The sequence below is a fragment of the Parafannyhessea umbonata genome (assembly GCF_012844235.1).
GTDB lineage: Bacteria > Actinomycetota > Coriobacteriia > Coriobacteriales > Atopobiaceae > Parafannyhessea.
Genome location: NZ_JABAGR010000007.1, coordinates 93,372 through 108,689 on the forward strand (window position 1 = coordinate 93,372; position 15,318 = coordinate 108,689).

13 protein-coding genes are annotated in these 15,318 nt (G+C 66.5%); 9 read left to right on the forward strand and 4 right to left on the reverse strand.

The window, feature by feature from the left end:
- Positions 1-24: 24 nt before the first annotated feature.
- Positions 25-1,317, reverse strand: a complete 1,293-nt coding sequence (locus tag HF885_RS08020) for an aminoacetone oxidase family FAD-binding enzyme (RefSeq protein WP_170104416.1) — start codon at positions 1,315-1,317, stop codon at positions 25-27.
- Positions 1,318-1,320: 3 nt separating this feature from the next.
- Entirely contained in the window at positions 1,321-2,163 is an 843-nt protein-coding gene (locus HF885_RS08025; protein WP_170104417.1) for an Mrp/NBP35 family ATP-binding protein, read from the reverse strand.
- 249 nt (positions 2,164-2,412) lie between these two features.
- On the opposite strand from HF885_RS08025, the gene HF885_RS08030 reads away from it, so the two are divergent.
- A complete protein-coding gene (locus tag HF885_RS08030) occupies positions 2,413-2,934 on the forward strand; it encodes a hypothetical protein (protein WP_206109859.1) in 522 nt (173 codons plus the stop codon).
- A gap of 15 nt (positions 2,935-2,949) precedes the next feature.
- On the opposite strand, the gene pdxT is transcribed toward HF885_RS08030, so the two are convergent.
- Entirely contained in the window at positions 2,950-3,519 is a 570-nt protein-coding gene (gene pdxT, locus HF885_RS08035) for a pyridoxal 5'-phosphate synthase glutaminase subunit PdxT (protein WP_170104419.1), read from the reverse strand.
- Complete coding sequence (pdxS, locus tag HF885_RS08040) at positions 3,519-4,424, reverse strand: pyridoxal 5'-phosphate synthase lyase subunit PdxS (RefSeq protein ID WP_170104420.1); 906 nt, start codon at positions 4,422-4,424, stop codon at positions 3,519-3,521. Before pdxS ends, pdxT begins: the two co-directional genes overlap by 1 nt.
- A gap of 147 nt (positions 4,425-4,571) precedes the next feature.
- Between pdxS and HF885_RS08045 the strand changes: the two genes are divergently transcribed.
- The 8 genes from HF885_RS08045 to hisH all read left to right on the forward strand — a co-directional run bounded on the left by HF885_RS08045 (position 4,572) and on the right by hisH (position 15,315).
- On the forward strand, positions 4,572-6,017 hold the full coding sequence (locus HF885_RS08045; RefSeq protein ID WP_170104421.1) for a PLP-dependent aminotransferase family protein: 1,446 nt from the start codon (positions 4,572-4,574) through the stop codon (positions 6,015-6,017).
- A gap of 164 nt (positions 6,018-6,181) precedes the next feature.
- The gene (uvrA, locus tag HF885_RS08050; RefSeq protein ID WP_170104422.1) at positions 6,182-9,100 is read left to right on the forward strand and encodes an excinuclease ABC subunit UvrA; all 2,919 of its coding nucleotides are present in this window, start codon (positions 6,182-6,184) and stop codon (positions 9,098-9,100) included.
- A 51-nt stretch (positions 9,101-9,151) separates the two neighbouring features.
- The gene (gene ybaK, locus HF885_RS08055; protein ID WP_170104423.1) at positions 9,152-9,658 is read left to right on the forward strand and encodes a Cys-tRNA(Pro) deacylase; all 507 of its coding nucleotides are present in this window, start codon (positions 9,152-9,154) and stop codon (positions 9,656-9,658) included.
- A 191-nt stretch (positions 9,659-9,849) separates the two neighbouring features.
- Positions 9,850-11,520, forward strand: coding sequence for an ATP phosphoribosyltransferase (gene hisG / locus HF885_RS08060; protein WP_170104424.1), 1,671 nt, complete (start codon positions 9,850-9,852; stop codon positions 11,518-11,520).
- A 10-nt stretch (positions 11,521-11,530) separates the two neighbouring features.
- On the forward strand, positions 11,531-12,928 hold the full coding sequence (hisD, locus tag HF885_RS08065) for a histidinol dehydrogenase (RefSeq protein ID WP_170104425.1): 1,398 nt from the start codon (positions 11,531-11,533) through the stop codon (positions 12,926-12,928).
- A 41-nt stretch (positions 12,929-12,969) separates the two neighbouring features.
- Positions 12,970-14,067 (forward strand): histidinol-phosphate transaminase, encoded by a 1,098-nt coding sequence (gene hisC / locus HF885_RS08070; protein WP_170104426.1) that lies wholly within the window; start codon positions 12,970-12,972, stop codon positions 14,065-14,067.
- Between the two features lies 1 nt (position 14,068).
- Positions 14,069-14,656 (forward strand): imidazoleglycerol-phosphate dehydratase HisB, encoded by a 588-nt coding sequence (gene hisB / locus HF885_RS08075; protein WP_170104427.1) that lies wholly within the window; start codon positions 14,069-14,071, stop codon positions 14,654-14,656.
- Complete coding sequence (gene hisH / locus HF885_RS08080) at positions 14,656-15,315, forward strand: imidazole glycerol phosphate synthase subunit HisH (RefSeq protein WP_170104428.1); 660 nt, start codon at positions 14,656-14,658, stop codon at positions 15,313-15,315. The genes hisB and hisH overlap by 1 nt, the downstream gene beginning before the upstream one ends.
- The last annotated feature ends 3 nt before the right edge of the window (positions 15,316-15,318 follow it).

The following is a 15,318-nucleotide window of genomic DNA, read 5'->3' on the forward strand; positions in this document are numbered from 1 at the left end:
CCGATGGCCTGGGAGGGGACGCGACTATCTGGTTACGGCGGCCGCGCCTGCGACCATTCCGCTCTTCCAAGCCCACGAGAGGTTGAACCCTCCGCATTCCCCATCGACGTCGAGCGCCTCGCCTGTGGCGAAGAGTCCTGGTACGGAGGTGCACTCGAGCGTCTTGGTTGAGAACTGGTTCGTGCGAAGCCCGCCGCGCAGCACCTGGGCCTGCTCGTGCCCGGTCGTCCCCGTTGCCCTCAGCGGGTAGCTCTTCGCAAGGGCCATGAGCGACTCCGAGTCGCTTGCGGGTTTGTCCCGTCCGGCGTCTTCGAGCGTCCAGCGGCTGCGCGCAAGTCCCTCGAGCACCGAGGCGATGTCTGGGTCGAGCACCCCGTCGAGGCAGCCTTCCTCGAACGAGCCGTGAGCGAACGGGTCAACCATCTGCTGCAGCTCGCTCTTGGTGAGATCTGGAAGGAGGTCAAGCTCGACAAGGTCGCCCGGAACGACCTGACGGGACATGTTGAACACGACGATGCCAGAAAGGCCGTAGTTCCTGAGAAGGACCTCGCCGCGCTCGCTCCACACGGGGAAGGCGGTGTGCGTGAGCTGCGCGCGTACATGCAGCCTCCGGCCGTCCAGTTCGAGGATGGGGTTGGGCTCGCAGCCGACGGGACAGAGGACGGGCTGCGCGGGATTCGACTCGAGGCCAAGCGAGCCTGCCACATCGAAGTCGTGCGTGCGCTGCGTGCCTCCGGTCGATATGACGAGGCTCCTCGCCTGAACCGCGCGCTCCGCCCCGCCGGCAAACTCCTCGCGGTACGTGATAGCAAAGCCCCCGTCCGTCCGGGATGCCCCCACGACGCTTCTTGCGCATGCGATGGTCACGCCGGCGGAAGCGGCGCGTCGCAGGAGGACGTTCCTTACCGACGTCGCGCGCCGCGAGAGGGGGTAGAGCCTCTCCTCCTCCAGGCACCAGCGCATGTTGCACTGGCGGAAGAAGGCGAGGATGTCCCCGAGCGGGTCGTCGCCGAAGACGGCCTGTACGAACGCGGGGTCGTTGTAGTACTTCGGCGCGAGGCCGACGTTGCTGAAGTTGCACCGTCCGTTGCCTGTGGCGAGTATGGGCCGCCCGCATTCGGGCGAGGACTCCAGGAGCAGGACGTTTGCGCCCTTCTCGCCCGCGCAGATTGCGGCGACGAGGCCGGATGCCCCGCCGCCGACCACGACGACGTCGTATGAGGTGGCGACGTCTACCACCGCCGCTGCCTGGAGCCTGCGCTCCCGCAGCTTTGCGCGGGAGACGCGCCTCCGCCTGCCAGTGCCGTCCTGTGACATGCGCTATGCCTCCACCGCGGAGACCGCCTCGGGGATGAGACCCTCGGGGAGCTCGGACTCGAACGTGCCGGCATCGCAGCTTGCGGCGACCTTGGGGTCGATGGGGATGCGACCGAGGTCGGCGACCTTGAACTCGTCCACGATTTCTTGCAGGTGCGAGGGGCCGAAGGGCTCGAGCCTGTGGCCGCACTCCGGGCACTCCATGTAGCTCATGTTCTCGACCACGCCGAGGACGGGGACGTTCATCATGGCCGCCATCTTCACGGCCTTGCCGACGATGACCTGGACCAGGTCCTGCGGGGAGCTTACGATCACGACGCCCTCGATTGGCAGCGACTGGAAGACGGTGAGCGCGACGTCGCCGGTTCCCGGGGGCATGTCGACGAGCAGGTAGTCGATGTCGCCCCAGAGCGTGTCCTCGTAGAACTGCTTGAGCGCCCCCATGAGCATGGGGCCGCGCCAGAGCACGGGGTCGTTCTCGTTTTCGAGGACGAGGTTGGTGCTCATGATCTTGATGCCACCCTTGGACTGGGCGGGGATGATCTTGTCGCCCTGCCCGAAGACGCGCAGGCCGGAAAGGCCGAACATCTTGGGGATGGACGGGCCGGTGATGTCGGCGTCCAGGATGCCGACCTTGTGGCCCTTACGTGCGAGCTCGGTCGCGAGGATGCCGGTCACGAGCGACTTGCCGACGCCGCCCTTGCCGGAAATCACGCCGATCACGTGCTTGATGCTGGACTGGTCGTTCACCTGGTACAGCTCGGGTCCCTCGTGCTTGGGACGGTTGCCAAAGATCTGGTCGACCTCGTCCTTGATGGCATCCCTGTCGATGTCGTTCTCTGCCATGTGTCACCTCTCCTGTGCGAATGTCGACGGCCGCGCATGCGTGCCGTCGGGACTGATTTCAGTCTAGAGCTTGCCCAACATGTACGGGCAATTATAGGCGCAGGCCGCCCGCCACCCAATATCCACCGCTCGGAGAACGCTGCGATGGAGCGCGTATGGGAGGTGAAAGTAGAGCATCTCCGCAGGTAGAATGTACGTATCCGGTTTCCGTCCGGCATTGCGGTTCCCGCTGGTGCGGGGGGTAGTGACATGAGAGGAAACGCTTCGGTCCAAAAGGCAACTGCAAGGAAAGATCGCGCAGGATCGCGTAGCATCGCTGCACTCGTTCTGGGCGTGCTGATCGTTGCGCTTGCGAGGGCGAACCTGTATGGCGAGGGCGGGATGGGCTACGAGCTCTACGCGACCTTGACGTCTGACGCGGGCGGCAGCGCGCTTGCCCCGGCGTTCTGGGTGGCGGTGGCGACGGTCGGGACGACCTATGCCGTGGCGGGAGCGGTCGGCATCCTGGCAACGTTCGCGCGCGGCCGCGGGGTGGGTGCCGGTGCGGTGGCGACGGCGTCCCGGGCGCTGCGCATTGTGGCGGCCGTGCTGGCAGCTGCTCCCATGTGCGTGTTCGTGCTGGCGCTGCCGCCGGTCGAGGCCTTGCGACAGACGTTCATGCCCGTTCTGCTTGGCATGTATCAGACGGCCTCGGTCGCCGGCGTCGTGCCGCTGTACGCGCTCGTGGCAGGCATCGTGCTTGGGGCGGCGCTCCTGCGCGACGCCCGCTGAGCGCGGTCTGCCCGCCTACAGCGAGAGGAACAGCCGGTGCATCCTGAGGTCGTCGTCGAGCTCCGGGTGAAACGCGACGCCGAGCTGTGCGCCCTGCCGCACGGCCACGGGACTTGATCCAACGCGGGCGAGAATGTCGACCCCCTTGCCCGTGTGCGTGATCTTGGGCGCGCGTATGAACGTCATCGGCACATCCGCGCCGACGCCGGAGACTTCCTCCGTCGCGTGGAAGCTCCCGAGCTGGCGCCCGTACGAGTTGCGCTCCACCGTCACGTCCAGCGTCTCGAGGCGCGGTACATGCTTGTCGTCAAGCGCCTCGAGACGTCGTGCCAGCAGGATGAGCCCCGCGCACGTTCCCAGCACGGGCATGCCGTCGCATATGCGCTCTCGTATGGGGCAGAGCATCCCCAGCTCGCGGAGGAGCTTGCCCTGCACGGTCGACTCGCCGCCCGGAAGCACCAGACGGTCGAACGGCCTCAGGAGGTCGCTTGCGTCCCTGAGTTCGAAGCTCTTCTCGCCCAGCTCCGCGAGGCGAGCCTCGTGCTCCGCGAACGCCCCCTGCAGCGCAAGCACTGCGGTCGCCATTACTTGCCCCTCTCTGCCATCAGCAGCTCGATCTCGTCCTTGTTGATGCCGACCATCGCCTCGCCGAGGTTCTTGGACAGCGCGGCGACCTTCTCCGGGTCGTCGTAGTTCGTGACGGCGCCCACGATCGCCCTCGCGCGCTTCGCGGGGTTGCCGCTCTTGAAGATGCCGGAGCCCACGAACACGCCCTCGGCCCCCAGCTGCATCATGAGCGCCGCGTCCGCGGGCGTGGCAATGCCGCCCGCGGCGAAGTTCACGACGGGCAGGCGGCCGCCGTCGTGAACCTCCCGCACGAGCTCCACGGGCACCTGCAGGCGCTTCGCCTCCTCGAAGAGCTCGTCTGCGCGAAGGCTCGCAACGTGACGGATCTGTGCGTTTATCAGGCGCATGTGGCTCACGGCCTGCACCACGTCGCCCGTGCCCGGCTCGCCCTTCGTGCGGATCATGCTCGCGCCCTCCGCAATGCGACGCAGCGCCTCTCCCAGGTCGCGCGCCCCGCACACGAACGGCACGGCAAACTGTGTCTTGTCGATGTGGAACACGTCGTCCGCGGGGGAGAGCACCTCGGACTCGTCGATGTAGTCGATGTCGATGGTCTGAAGCACCTGCGCCTCCGCGAAGTGCCCTATGCGGCACTTCGCCATCACGGGGATGGACACGGCCTGCTGTATGCCGAAGATCATGGCGGGGTCGCTCATGCGGCTGACGCCGCCGGCCGCGCGGATGTCCGCCGGGATGCGCTCCAGCGCCATCACGGCGCACGCGCCTGCCTCCTCTGCGACGCGCGCCTGCTCCGGCGTCGTCACGTCCATGATGACGCCGCCCTTCAGCATCTGGGCCAGCTCGCGGTTGAGCTTGGCGCGCTCCGGTCCGGGCGTGGGGACGTTCTTCTCGCCTGTGGTCATGCTTCCTCCTTCTGGGTCTGCCTGCGTTTGCATGACCGGTAGGTTAGGGTACGTCTGATATTATGAAAACGTCCAAATCGTAATAGATTGGTAGGACCAGAATAAGGCCAGACCAGCGTGGCCGATAATGCCAGACGGGAGGTGCCAGTGAGGAGCTACGACCTTTCCAAACGGGGTGACCTGCCCCTTTACGAGTACCTGTACCGCTGCATCCGCGACGACATTACGGCCGGCGCCATCGGCGCAATGGACCGGCTTCCATCCCGGCGCGCGCTTGCCGAGCGCCTGGGCGTGAGCGTCGTCACCGTGGAGGGCGCGTACCGCCAGCTCGTGGCGGAGGGCTACGTCGAGGCGCGGCCGCGAAGCGGCTTTTTCGTCGCGAGCCTGCCGAGCCTGCCCACCGGCACCGCGGTCCCGGCGCCCGCGGCTCCGTCTGGGCGAGAAGGGCCCGCCGCACCGGCCGAAGCCGCCCCTCGACCGCCGCGCTACGACCTGTCGCACGGCTCGACCCACGCGTCCGCCGGCGCGGCCCGGCTCTGGGAGCGCAGCCTGCGCGACGCGCTTGCCCATGAGCCTGATTCCGTCCTGTACCAGACGCCGCCCCCGCGCGGGCTTCCCCGGCTGCGCCAGGCCATCGCGTCCCACCTCGAGCGCGCGCGTGGCATGACCGTGGAGCCAGAACGCGTGGTCGTGGCCGCGGGGGCACAGGCCATCTATGCCATGCTCGCCCTCTACCTGCGCAAATCCGAGGTCGTTGCCGTGGAGGACCCGGGGTACGCGCCTGTGGCCAAAACGTATGCCGCCGCCGGCCTGAGCGTGCGCCACCTGCCCATGGACGCGGACGGCCTTTCCGCGCGGGCACTGCGCGCGTCCGGGGCGAGGGTCGCGCACGTCATGCCGTCGCACCAGTTCCCCACGGGCCGCGTCATGAGCGTGGCGCGCCGCTACGAGCTTCTGGGCTGGGCTGCCGAGGACGCCTCCCGCCTCGTCGTGGAGGACGACTTCGACTGCGAGCTCCGCCTCTCGGGACGGCCCGTCCCCGCGCTCGCGAGCATGGACGCCACGGGCTCGGTCATGTACCTCTCGACGTTCTCGAAGAGCCTCGCCTCGGCGCTGCGCATCGCCTACCTGGTGCTTCCGCCGTCGCTCGACGCGGATTTCGATTGCGAGCTCGGGTTCTTCTCGACGACGGTCCCTGCGATCGACCAGGTGACGCTCGCACGCGCGCTCGAGTCCGGCGCGTACGCCAGCCACGTCCGACGCTTCCGCAACCAGATGCGCCAGGTGCGCGACGCGCTGGTGGAGGGCCTGGCGGAGGGCCCCGCCGGCTCGCGCCTGTCCGTGGAGCAGCAGGACTCCGGCATACACCTCGTGCTTGCCGTCGGGGGCCGTGCGAGCGAGCGCGAGGTCGTCGCCGCCGCCTGCGAAAACGGCGTTGCGCTGGCTCCGCTCTCCGCGTTCGCGCACGACCGCGAAAACGCGTCGTCGCCGGACGGGGCGGCGCGCTTCGTCGTGCAGTACGAGGGGCTGTCCGTCCAGGACGCGCGCGACGCGGCCGCGGCGCTGGCCAGGGCGGTCCTGACGCTGCCGTAGCCGCGAAGGCGGTGGCCCTTCTCGCCCGGCGCGCCCGCCCGGGCGCATGCAAACATTTGTTCTATGAAATTGGTACCAAGGGGTCTAGAGCCGCCTCCGATGGGGTAGGCTTGGCTACACTAATGAGCGAGAAGAACGTAACGGATGCGGTCGAAGAGGTTTCCATGGCATCAGACTCCATCGTCATCAAGGGCGCCCGCGAGCATAACCTGCGCGACATAGACGTGAACATCCCGCGCGACAAGCTGGTGGTCATCACGGGGCTCTCGGGCTCAGGCAAGTCGAGCCTCGCCTTCGACACCATCTACGCGGAGGGCCAGCGCCGCTACGTCGAGTCCCTCAGCAGCTACGCCCGCATGTTCCTGGGGCAGATGGACAAGCCGGACCTCGACTCCATCGACGGCCTCTCGCCCGCGGTCTCCATCGACCAGAAGACGACGAGCCGCAACCCGCGCTCCACGGTGGGCACGGTGACGGAGATATATGATTACCTGCGTCTCCTGTACGCGCGCATCGGCATCCCGCACTGCCCGGAGTGCGGCAGGCCCATCAGCCGCCAGACGACGGACCAGATCGCGGACAAGGTGCTCGAGGCGGGCCAGGGCAGGCGCGCATACGTGCTCGCGCCGGTCGTGCTCGGCCGCAAGGGCGAGTACCAGAAGCTGTTCGAGGACCTGCGCCACGAGGGCTTCAGCCGCGTGCGCGTCGACGGCGAGGTCCGCGAGCTGGACGAGGACATCAAGCTAGACAAGAAGTACAAGCACTCCATCGAGGTCGTGGTCGACCGCATTGTCATCCGCGAGAACTCGCTCGGCCGCATCGCGGAGGGCGTGGAGCAGGCGACGAAGCTCGCCTCGGGCCGCGTGAGCTTCTACCTGCTGCCCGCTCGTGACGCGCCGGAGGGCACGGAGGGCGAGCTGCTGCAGTACTCGCTCGCGCTCGCATGCCCCGAGCACGGCCACTCCATCGACGACCTCCAGCCCCGCGACTTCAGCTTCAACGCGCCCTATGGCGCCTGCCCGGACTGCGACGGCCTCGGAACAAGGCGTATCGTCGATGCGGAGGACCTCATCGAGAACCCGACGGTGCCGGTGGGCGAGGGCGTCTTCGGCGACCTGTTCGGCCGCTCGAACTACTATCCCCAGATTTTCGAGGCCGTTCTCAAGCATCTGGGCGAGGACCCAAAGACCCCGTGGCAGGAACTCAAGAAGAAGACGCGCACGGCAATCCTGGACGGCCTCGGTTCCACGAAGATCCGCGTGGACTACCACACGCGGGACGGCCGCGACACCTTCTGGTTCACGAAGTTCTCCGGCGTGCGCTCGATCCTGTTCGAGAAGTATCAGGAGACCACGTCCGAGACCACGCGCAACCACCTCGACAAGTACATCCGCGAGGTACCGTGCCCCACGTGCCACGGCGCGAGGCTCAAGCCGGAGTACCTTGCGGTCACGGTGGGCGAGAAGAACATCCAGCAGGTCTGCGACATGTCCTGCCGCGAGTGTCTTGCGTTCTTCGAGGGATTGCAGCTGACGGAGCGCCAGCACCTCATCGGCGCACCCATCGTGAAGGAGATCGTCGCGCGCCTGAGGTTCATGGTGAACGTCGGCCTGGACTACCTCACGCTCAGCCGTGCCGCGGCAACGCTCTCCGGTGGCGAGGCGCAGCGCATCCGGCTTGCCACGCAGATAGGCGCGGGCCTCATGGGCGTGCTGTACATCCTGGACGAGCCCTCCATCGGCCTGCACCAGCGTGACAACGACCGCCTGATAGCGACGCTCAAGAGCCTGCGCGACATGGGCAACACGGTGATCGTGGTCGAGCACGACGAGGATACCATCCGTGCGGCGGATTACGTGATCGACATGGGCCCAGGCGCGGGCGAGCTGGGCGGAGACGTGGTTGCCGCCGGCACCCCGGCGGAGATCATGGCGAACCCCGATTCGCTCACGGGGGCGTACCTAACCGGAAGGCGCATGATCGAGCTGCCGGGAAAGCGCAGGAACCCCCGTCGCGGTGCCTTCAAGATCTTCGGTTGCACGGCAAACAATCTCAAGAGCGTGTCCGCAAAGGTGGAGTACGGCACGCTCACGGTGGTGACGGGCGTCTCGGGCTCGGGCAAGTCCTCGCTTGTGACGGACACCATCGCGCCGGTGCTCGCGAACCAGATCATGCACGCGAAGCGCGTGTGCGGCCCCTACAAGCGCATCGACGGCCTCCTGGACGAGGACGGCAAGCCGCTCGTCGACAAGGTGATCGACATCGACCAGAGCCCCATCGGTCGTACGCCGCGCTCGAACCCCGCGACGTACATCGGCCTTTGGGACGACCTGCGCGCGCTCTTCGCATCCACGCCCGAGTCCCGAGCTCGCGGATACTCCGCAGGGCGCTTCAGCTTCAACGTGCCCGGCGGTCGCTGCGAGGCGTGCAAGGGCGACGGCCAGATAAAGATCGAGATGAACTTCCTGCCAGACATCTACGTGCCGTGCGAGGTCTGCCACGGCAAGCGCTACAACAGGGAGACCCTCGAGGTCACATACCACGGCAAGACGATTGCGGACGTTCTCGACATGACGGTGACCGAGGCGCTGGCATTCTTCACCAACATCCCGCGCATCAAGCGAAAGCTCCAGACGCTCTACGACGTGGGCCTGGGATACATACACCTGGGACAGTCCGCGACGACGCTCTCCGGTGGCGAGGCCCAGCGCGTCAAGCTGGCAAAGGAGCTGCACCGCCAGCAGACGGGCAAGACGTTCTACATCCTGGACGAGCCGACCACCGGCCTCCACTTCGAGGACGTCCGCATGCTGATCGAGGTGCTCCAGAAGCTGGTCGACGCGGGCAACACCGTTCTCGTTATCGAGCACAACCTCGATGTGATCAAGGTTGCGGACCGTCTGATCGACCTTGGGCCCGAAGGCGGCTCGGGTGGCGGCACCATCGTCTGCTACGGCACGCCCGAGAAGGTTTGCGCGTGCGAGGAGTCGTACACCGGTCGCTACCTCAAGCCGATCGTGGAAAGGGACAGGGAACGGATGGCTCTCCGTGACAAGAGGGCGGCTCGCTCTGCGGCAAAGTAGCAACGACACCCCGGGCCGACGGGTGCGGGGACTCTCACGGGGGCTGATTCGATGTCCAAGAAGGAGAAGATCCAGAAGACGAACGCGATGCGCGAGCTCGAGAGGGGCGGCGTCGCATACGAGTGGCACGAGCAGGAGGAGGACGACATCTCCCGCGGGCTCGGGCTTCGCATGGCGCAGGAGGCGGGGGAGGATCCCGACAGCCAGTTCAAGACCCTTGTGTGCGTGGCCCCCTCGGGCGACCACGTCGTATGCTGCATTCCTGTCGCGGAGGAGCTGGACTTCAAGAAGGCCGCGGCCGTAGCGGGGGAGAAGTCCCTCGCCCTGATCGCCATCAAGGACCTCGAGCCCCTTACGGGCTACGTCAGGGGCGGATGCACGCCCGTCGGCATGAAGAAGCAGTTCCCGACGCTCATCGACGAGACCGCGCAGCTCTTCGACGAAATCGGCATCTCCGGTGGACGCAGGGGCCTATCGCTCACCCTCAACCCGGTGAGCCTCGCGGAGTTCCTGGGAGCAACGTTCGCGGACATCACCCGAGTCCCGGCGAAGGCATAGCCGGCCTCTCAAGCACCTCGCAGGCTGTCGGGGCTTTCGACGGGATACGTTTCGCGGGCGTTACCGTTTTCTTGGGCATCACCTAGGTTCACTTTAGTGTGATAAAGTACTCGCACTTCAAGTCAGGCATTCTATTTCAGCCGTGCGGAAAAAGCGTAGAGCTGGGCCGTGCGGGCGAGAGGAACGGGACGATGTCGGCAGTGACCCCACGTGGCTTCAGGGACATTCTACCTACGGAGGCGCTCGCGCGAGAGCGCATTACGGGCACGGTACGCGAGTGCTTCTCTCGACATGGGTATCTGCCGGTCGAGACGCCCCTCATAGAGGATAGGAACCTGCTCTCTCTTGGAGGGAAGCTTCAGGACTCGCCGTTTCAGCTCTTCGACGGCGATGGTAGCCTCCTCATGGTGAGGCCTGACCTGACGCTTCCCATAGCGCGCATGGTTTCCGCCAGGACGAGTGCGGACGACCTTCCGCTTCGCCTGCGCTACGCCGCTCCGGTCGTGCGCGAGGAGTCGATGCTCAAGGGCCAGCCGCGTCAGTTCACGCAGCTTGGCGTCGAGTACTTCGGCGCGGATGGCATCGATGACACCCTTCCCGAGACAGAGGTCGTCTCGCTTCTTGCCGAGACGCTTGACGCGCTCGAGGCGCCGGCATGGCGCATCGTCTGCGGATCCGTCTCGCCCCTGAAGGCGCTGCTCGACCGTCGCTCCCCGTCGAGCGAGTTCGAGGAAAGGGCGCTCGGGCTCGCTCACGAGTCCGACCTCGTGAGCCTGGACGAGCTTGTCGACTCGACCGAGCTCGACCAGCCCGTGCGCGAGGCGCTGAGGAGAATTCCCCGCCTTGCCGGCGACGCAAGCGCGATCGAGGAGGCCGACGCGCTTCTCGACGCCGCTGGCATCCCGGAGGCCGAGAGGGGGACGAGCGAGCTTCGCGCGCTCGTTTCGTCGCTCGCGGACCTCGCCGAGGAGGGGCGGCTCACCTTCGACTTCTCGATCGCTAACTCCTTCGACTACTATACGGGCATCATCTTCAAGGGCTACGCCGAGGGAATAACCGCCTCGATAGCTTCGGGTGGCCGCTATGACGCCGTGCTCGCGAACTTCGGTAGGCCTAACGTCGCGTCCTGCGGCTTCGCCCTCTCCCTGGAGCGACTGCAGGAGATACTGGGAGAGCAGGGCGAAAGCGGCGTCGTGAGTTCGGACGTGCGCCTCTCGGAGAGGCCACTGAGGATCGCCGTGCCGAAGGGCTCGCTCTTCAAGGATGCGGTGAGCGTGCTGGAGTCGGCCGGCCTGCCCACGAACAGCCTTCGCGACCTGGGACGCAAGCTCATCGTTCGCGACGGTGGCTACGAGTACGTGATAGTGCGCGCGCAGGACGCGCCCGCGTTCGTGGCGCATGGCGGTGCCGACTGCGGCATCTGCGGATACGACTCCATATTCGAGGCGAACCACGACCTCATCCAGCTCGTGGACCTGCGCTTCGGCGGCTGCCGCTTCGTCGTGGCGGAGCCGAGGTCGAAGGCCGGCGCCGCCGAGGACGCGTACAGCTGGCGCGGTACGGTCCGCGTGGCAACGAAGTATCCCAGGATCACCCAGAGCTACTACGACCGCATCGGTCAGCAGGTCGACATCGTGCAGCTGCACGGCAACATCGAGCTTGGTCCCATCGTCGGCATGACCGACCGAATCGTGGACATTACGGCGACGGGAACCACTCTCGCCGAGAACGACCTCGTCATAGTGGACGAGGTGATGAACTGCACGGCGCGGTTCTTCTCGGGACCGGCTGCGTATCGCTATGACACCCGCATCCGCGACCTTGCGGCAAGGCTCGCCCAGGTCGTCGAGGCAAACCAGTAAGGAGAATGCCATGAGGAACGTAACGCTTTCCGGCGAGCAGAGGCTCCAGCAGAAGGACCTCATGCGTCAGGGCGCACTGCCAAAGGAGATCATGGACTCCGCGCAGCAGATCGTGGACGCCGTCAGGGAGGGGAGGGACGCCGCGGTTCGCGACTTCTGCCTGAAGTTCGATGGGGCCTGCCCCAAGAGCTTCCGCGTCCCCGACGAGGTCGTCAAGGGGGCGCTCGACATGGTCGACCCCGAGTTCCTCGAGTCCCTCCGTCGCGCCTACCGTCAGATCCGCGACTTCCACGAGCGCGAGCGAGAGCAGTCGTGGTTTACGACGAGGGAGGACGGCACCATCCTCGGCGTGAAGGTCACGCCGGTTCCCTCCGTCGCGGTGTACGTTCCCGGTGGGCGCGCGCAGTACCCATCCACGGTGCTCATGGACACCGTGCCGGCAAAGGTCGCGGGCGTCCCGCGCGTGATCATGGTCACCCCGCCCCAGAGAGACGGCTCGCTTTCGGCGTACACGCTCGCGGCTGCGGCAGTCGCCGGCGTCGACGAGGTGTACGCCGTGGGCGGCGCGCAGGCGATCGGTGCGGTTGCCTACGGGACGGAGTCCATCCCGAAGGTCGCGAAGATCGTGGGACCTGGCAACGCCTACGTCGCGGCGGCGAAGCGCTACGTTTCCGGAGACGTGGGAATCGACATGGTCGCAGGCCCGTCGGAGGTCTGCGTGCTCGCGGACGCGACGGCGGACCCCGCCGTCGTCGCCGCTGACCTCATGGCGCAGGCGGAGCACGATCCCCTTGCCACGTGCTACCTGGTTACCGACGCTCCCTCGCTTGCGAAGGAGGTCGAGGCGGCCAATGACATCCTGACAAGTCAGAGCCCGCGCGAGAAGATCACGCGCTCCTCGCTCGAGCACGGCCTCGTCGTCAGCACCGACAGCCTCGACGCGGCAGTCGATGCAGTGAACCTCATTGCGCCGGAGCACCTGGAGCTCCACTGCGCGCAGGCGTTCGACCTCCTCGGCCGAATCCAGAACGCAGGCGCGATATTCGTGGGGCCCTGGTCCTCGGAGCCCCTGGGAGACTATGTCGCCGGGCCAAACCACACGCTGCCGACCGGCGGAACCGCGGTCTTCTCGAATCCCCTTGGCGTCTACGACTTCCAGAAGCGCTCTAGCGTGATCTCCTACACGCCCCAGGGACTTGCGGCGGATGGCCCGGCGGTTCAGGCGCTCGCCCAGGCGGAGGGCCTGTGGGCGCATGCCCTTTCCGTCGGAATGCGCCGCAAGCTGCTTGAAGAGAAAACGGAGCGTTTCTCTGACGTTACCGCCGCGTGTGCGGATGCGATGGCGACCGCGTGGCCGCGTAAGCTTGAGGAGCCGGGAGTTCCCAATCTTGACGGCGGCAGGGGCTAGGCTCCGCGACGGCAGAAACGTGGGACGTGAGGAGGAGCATCGTGCCCCAGGGTATCTCAGACAGGATTCGTGCCGCCATGCGGCCGTCGGCCGCGGTGCTCGAGCCGTATGACCCGGCGTTCTCGCAGGTGAGGATAAACCTCTCGGCGAACGAGAACACCTATGGAATGCCGTCGGATGTCAAGGCGGCCGTCGACAAGGGACTGTGCGACGCGGTGACGAACCGCTACCCGCAGCCGCTCTCGAACGAGCTCAGGTCCGAGCTCGCCCGTTGGCATGGCGTCGGGGAAGACCACGTGATCGTTGGAAACGGTGGCGACGAGCTGCTGTTCAACCTCTTCCTCGCATTTGGTGGCCGTGACCACGTGCTCGTGAGCTGCGAGCCCACGTTCTCGGTGTACCGGCTGTACGCGGAGCTGGTCGAGACGGCGGTCGTGAACGTCCCGCGTGACCCCGAGACGTTCGAGTGCGATGCGGACGCGTTGGTGGAGGCAGCCGCCCGCGCGAGCATCGTGGTGGTGACGTCCCCAAACAACCCGACGGGAAACCTCTTTCCGGTAGAGCAGACGCGCAGGCTCTGCGAGGCGTGTCCCGGGATAGTCCTGTTGGACGAGGCGTACATGGAGTTCGCGCCCGACGGCTCCTCTGCGGAACCGCTCCTTGCGGAATATGGCAACCTGGCGGTCCTGCACACGCTGTCGAAGGCGTTCTGCCTTGCGGGTGGGCGCATAGGCTACGTGCTGGCGAGCCCATCCGTCGTGAACGCCCTCGCGGCCGTGCGGCAGCCGTATTCCGTGAACGTGTTCTCTCAGGCCGCGGGGCTTGCCGCGGTGAGGAGCCGCGGGGCGTTTGGGCCGACGATCGCAAGCATCGCGTCGGAGCGCGAGCGCCTGTTGGACGAGCTTGCCGGCATGGGGGACCTTGGCGTGACGGCATGGCCGAGCGCGGGAAACTTCCTGCTGGTCAGGATGCCTGACGCCCATGTCGTGCGCAACCGCCTGCGCGACGAGTTCTCGATTCTCGTGCGCGACTTCTCGTCTGCCCTGGGGCTAAGGGACTGTCTGCGTGTCACCGTGGGGATGCCGGATGAGAACGACGCTCTTCTCGACGCGCTGCGAAGACTTCTGAAGGGGGAATAGCATGGCAAGATCGGCCACCGTCACCCGCAAGACGGGTGAGACGGACATAACGGTGACGCTCGACCTGGACGGAACGGGTGCGTGCGACATCTCCACGGGCGTGGGCTTCTTCGACCATATGCTGAGCGCCCTCGGGAGACACTCGCTCTGCGACCTCACGTGCCACGCGACCGGCGACACGTGGGTCGATGACCATCACACGGTCGAGGACGTGGGCATTGTGCTAGGCCAGGCCCTCGCCGAGGCGCTGGGCGACAAGAGCGGCATCACGCGCTTCTCGGACGTGACGGTCCCCATGGACGAGGCGCTGGTGCTCGCGGCGATAGACGTGAGCGGCCGCGGCGAGCTGTACTGGGACGTTCCCATAGCCGCGCAGAAGGTCGGCACGTTCGACACCGAGCTCGGCCACGAGTTCTTCCAGGGGTTCGCGCGCGACGCGGGCTTCACCCTCCACGTGAGGGAGATCGCGGGGGAGAACGCGCACCACATCCTTGAGTGCGCGTTCAAGGCCGTCGCGCGAGCCGTCCGCGCCGCCGTCGAGATCGACCCGCGGGTGCACGGCGTTCCGTCTACGAAGGGGAGCCTGTGATGATCAGGGGAGACATAGTCGTCGTCGACTACCACAAGGGAAACCTCCAGAGTGTTGTCAGGGGGCTCGGTGCCGCGGGTGGGTCCGCGTACGTCTCCGACGACCCGTCGGACATCCGCAGGTCTCGTGGCATCATCCTGCCGGGCGTGGGCAGCTTCGAGGACGCGCTCGCGTACATGAGGGGTACGGGCCAGGCCGACGCGGTCGTCGCGGCGATAGGTGACGGGGTCCCGTTTCTTGGCATCTGCCTGGGCCTCCAGCTCCTGTTCGAGCGTGGTACGGAGCATGCACAGAACTCGTCCTTTGGCGGCGAGTGGGTTCCGGGCCTCGGGGTGCTCGAGGGTTCGGTCACGCGCCTCGAGTCCGCGAAGCTGAAGGTCCCGCACGTGGGATGGGATCAGGCGTACCTCACCCGGAGCGGTCGGGTCTGCCCGCTTCTGGTGGACGTCCCGGAGGGGGCCAACTTCTACTTCACTCATTCCTACGCGCTCGCGGACGACGTGGACGAGAAGGACGTCATCATGCGGACGCACTACACGCGCTCCTTTGCGTCGGCGATCTGGAGGGACAACGTGTTCGGCGTCCAGTTCCACCCCGAGAAGTCCTCGCGCGCCGGCCTCAAGGTCCTGCAGAACTTCGTCGACATCGTCAGGGGCTAGCGC

Excerpts from the sequence above, each read along its gene's own strand:
- HF885_RS08020 (WP_170104416.1), bottom strand. The coding sequence starts at position 1,317 with ATGTCACAGGACGGCACTGGCAGGCGGAGGCGCGTCTCCCGCGCAAAG.
- HF885_RS08025 (WP_170104417.1), bottom strand. The coding sequence starts at position 2,163 with ATGGCAGAGAACGACATCGACAGGGATGCCATCAAGGACGAGGTCGAC.
- HF885_RS08030 (WP_206109859.1), top strand. The coding sequence starts at position 2,413 with ATGAGAGGAAACGCTTCGGTCCAAAAGGCAACTGCAAGGAAAGATCGC.
- pdxT (WP_170104419.1), bottom strand. The coding sequence starts at position 3,519 with ATGGCGACCGCAGTGCTTGCGCTGCAGGGGGCGTTCGCGGAGCACGAG.
- pdxS (WP_170104420.1), bottom strand. The coding sequence starts at position 4,424 with ATGACCACAGGCGAGAAGAACGTCCCCACGCCCGGACCGGAGCGCGCC.
- uvrA (WP_170104422.1), top strand. The coding sequence starts at position 6,182 with ATGGCATCAGACTCCATCGTCATCAAGGGCGCCCGCGAGCATAACCTG.
- ybaK (WP_170104423.1), top strand. The coding sequence starts at position 9,152 with ATGTCCAAGAAGGAGAAGATCCAGAAGACGAACGCGATGCGCGAGCTC.
- hisG (WP_170104424.1), top strand. The coding sequence starts at position 9,850 with ATGTCGGCAGTGACCCCACGTGGCTTCAGGGACATTCTACCTACGGAG.
- hisD (WP_170104425.1), top strand. The coding sequence starts at position 11,531 with ATGAGGAACGTAACGCTTTCCGGCGAGCAGAGGCTCCAGCAGAAGGAC.
- hisB (WP_170104427.1), top strand. The coding sequence starts at position 14,069 with ATGGCAAGATCGGCCACCGTCACCCGCAAGACGGGTGAGACGGACATA.
- hisH (WP_170104428.1), top strand. The coding sequence starts at position 14,656 with ATGATCAGGGGAGACATAGTCGTCGTCGACTACCACAAGGGAAACCTC.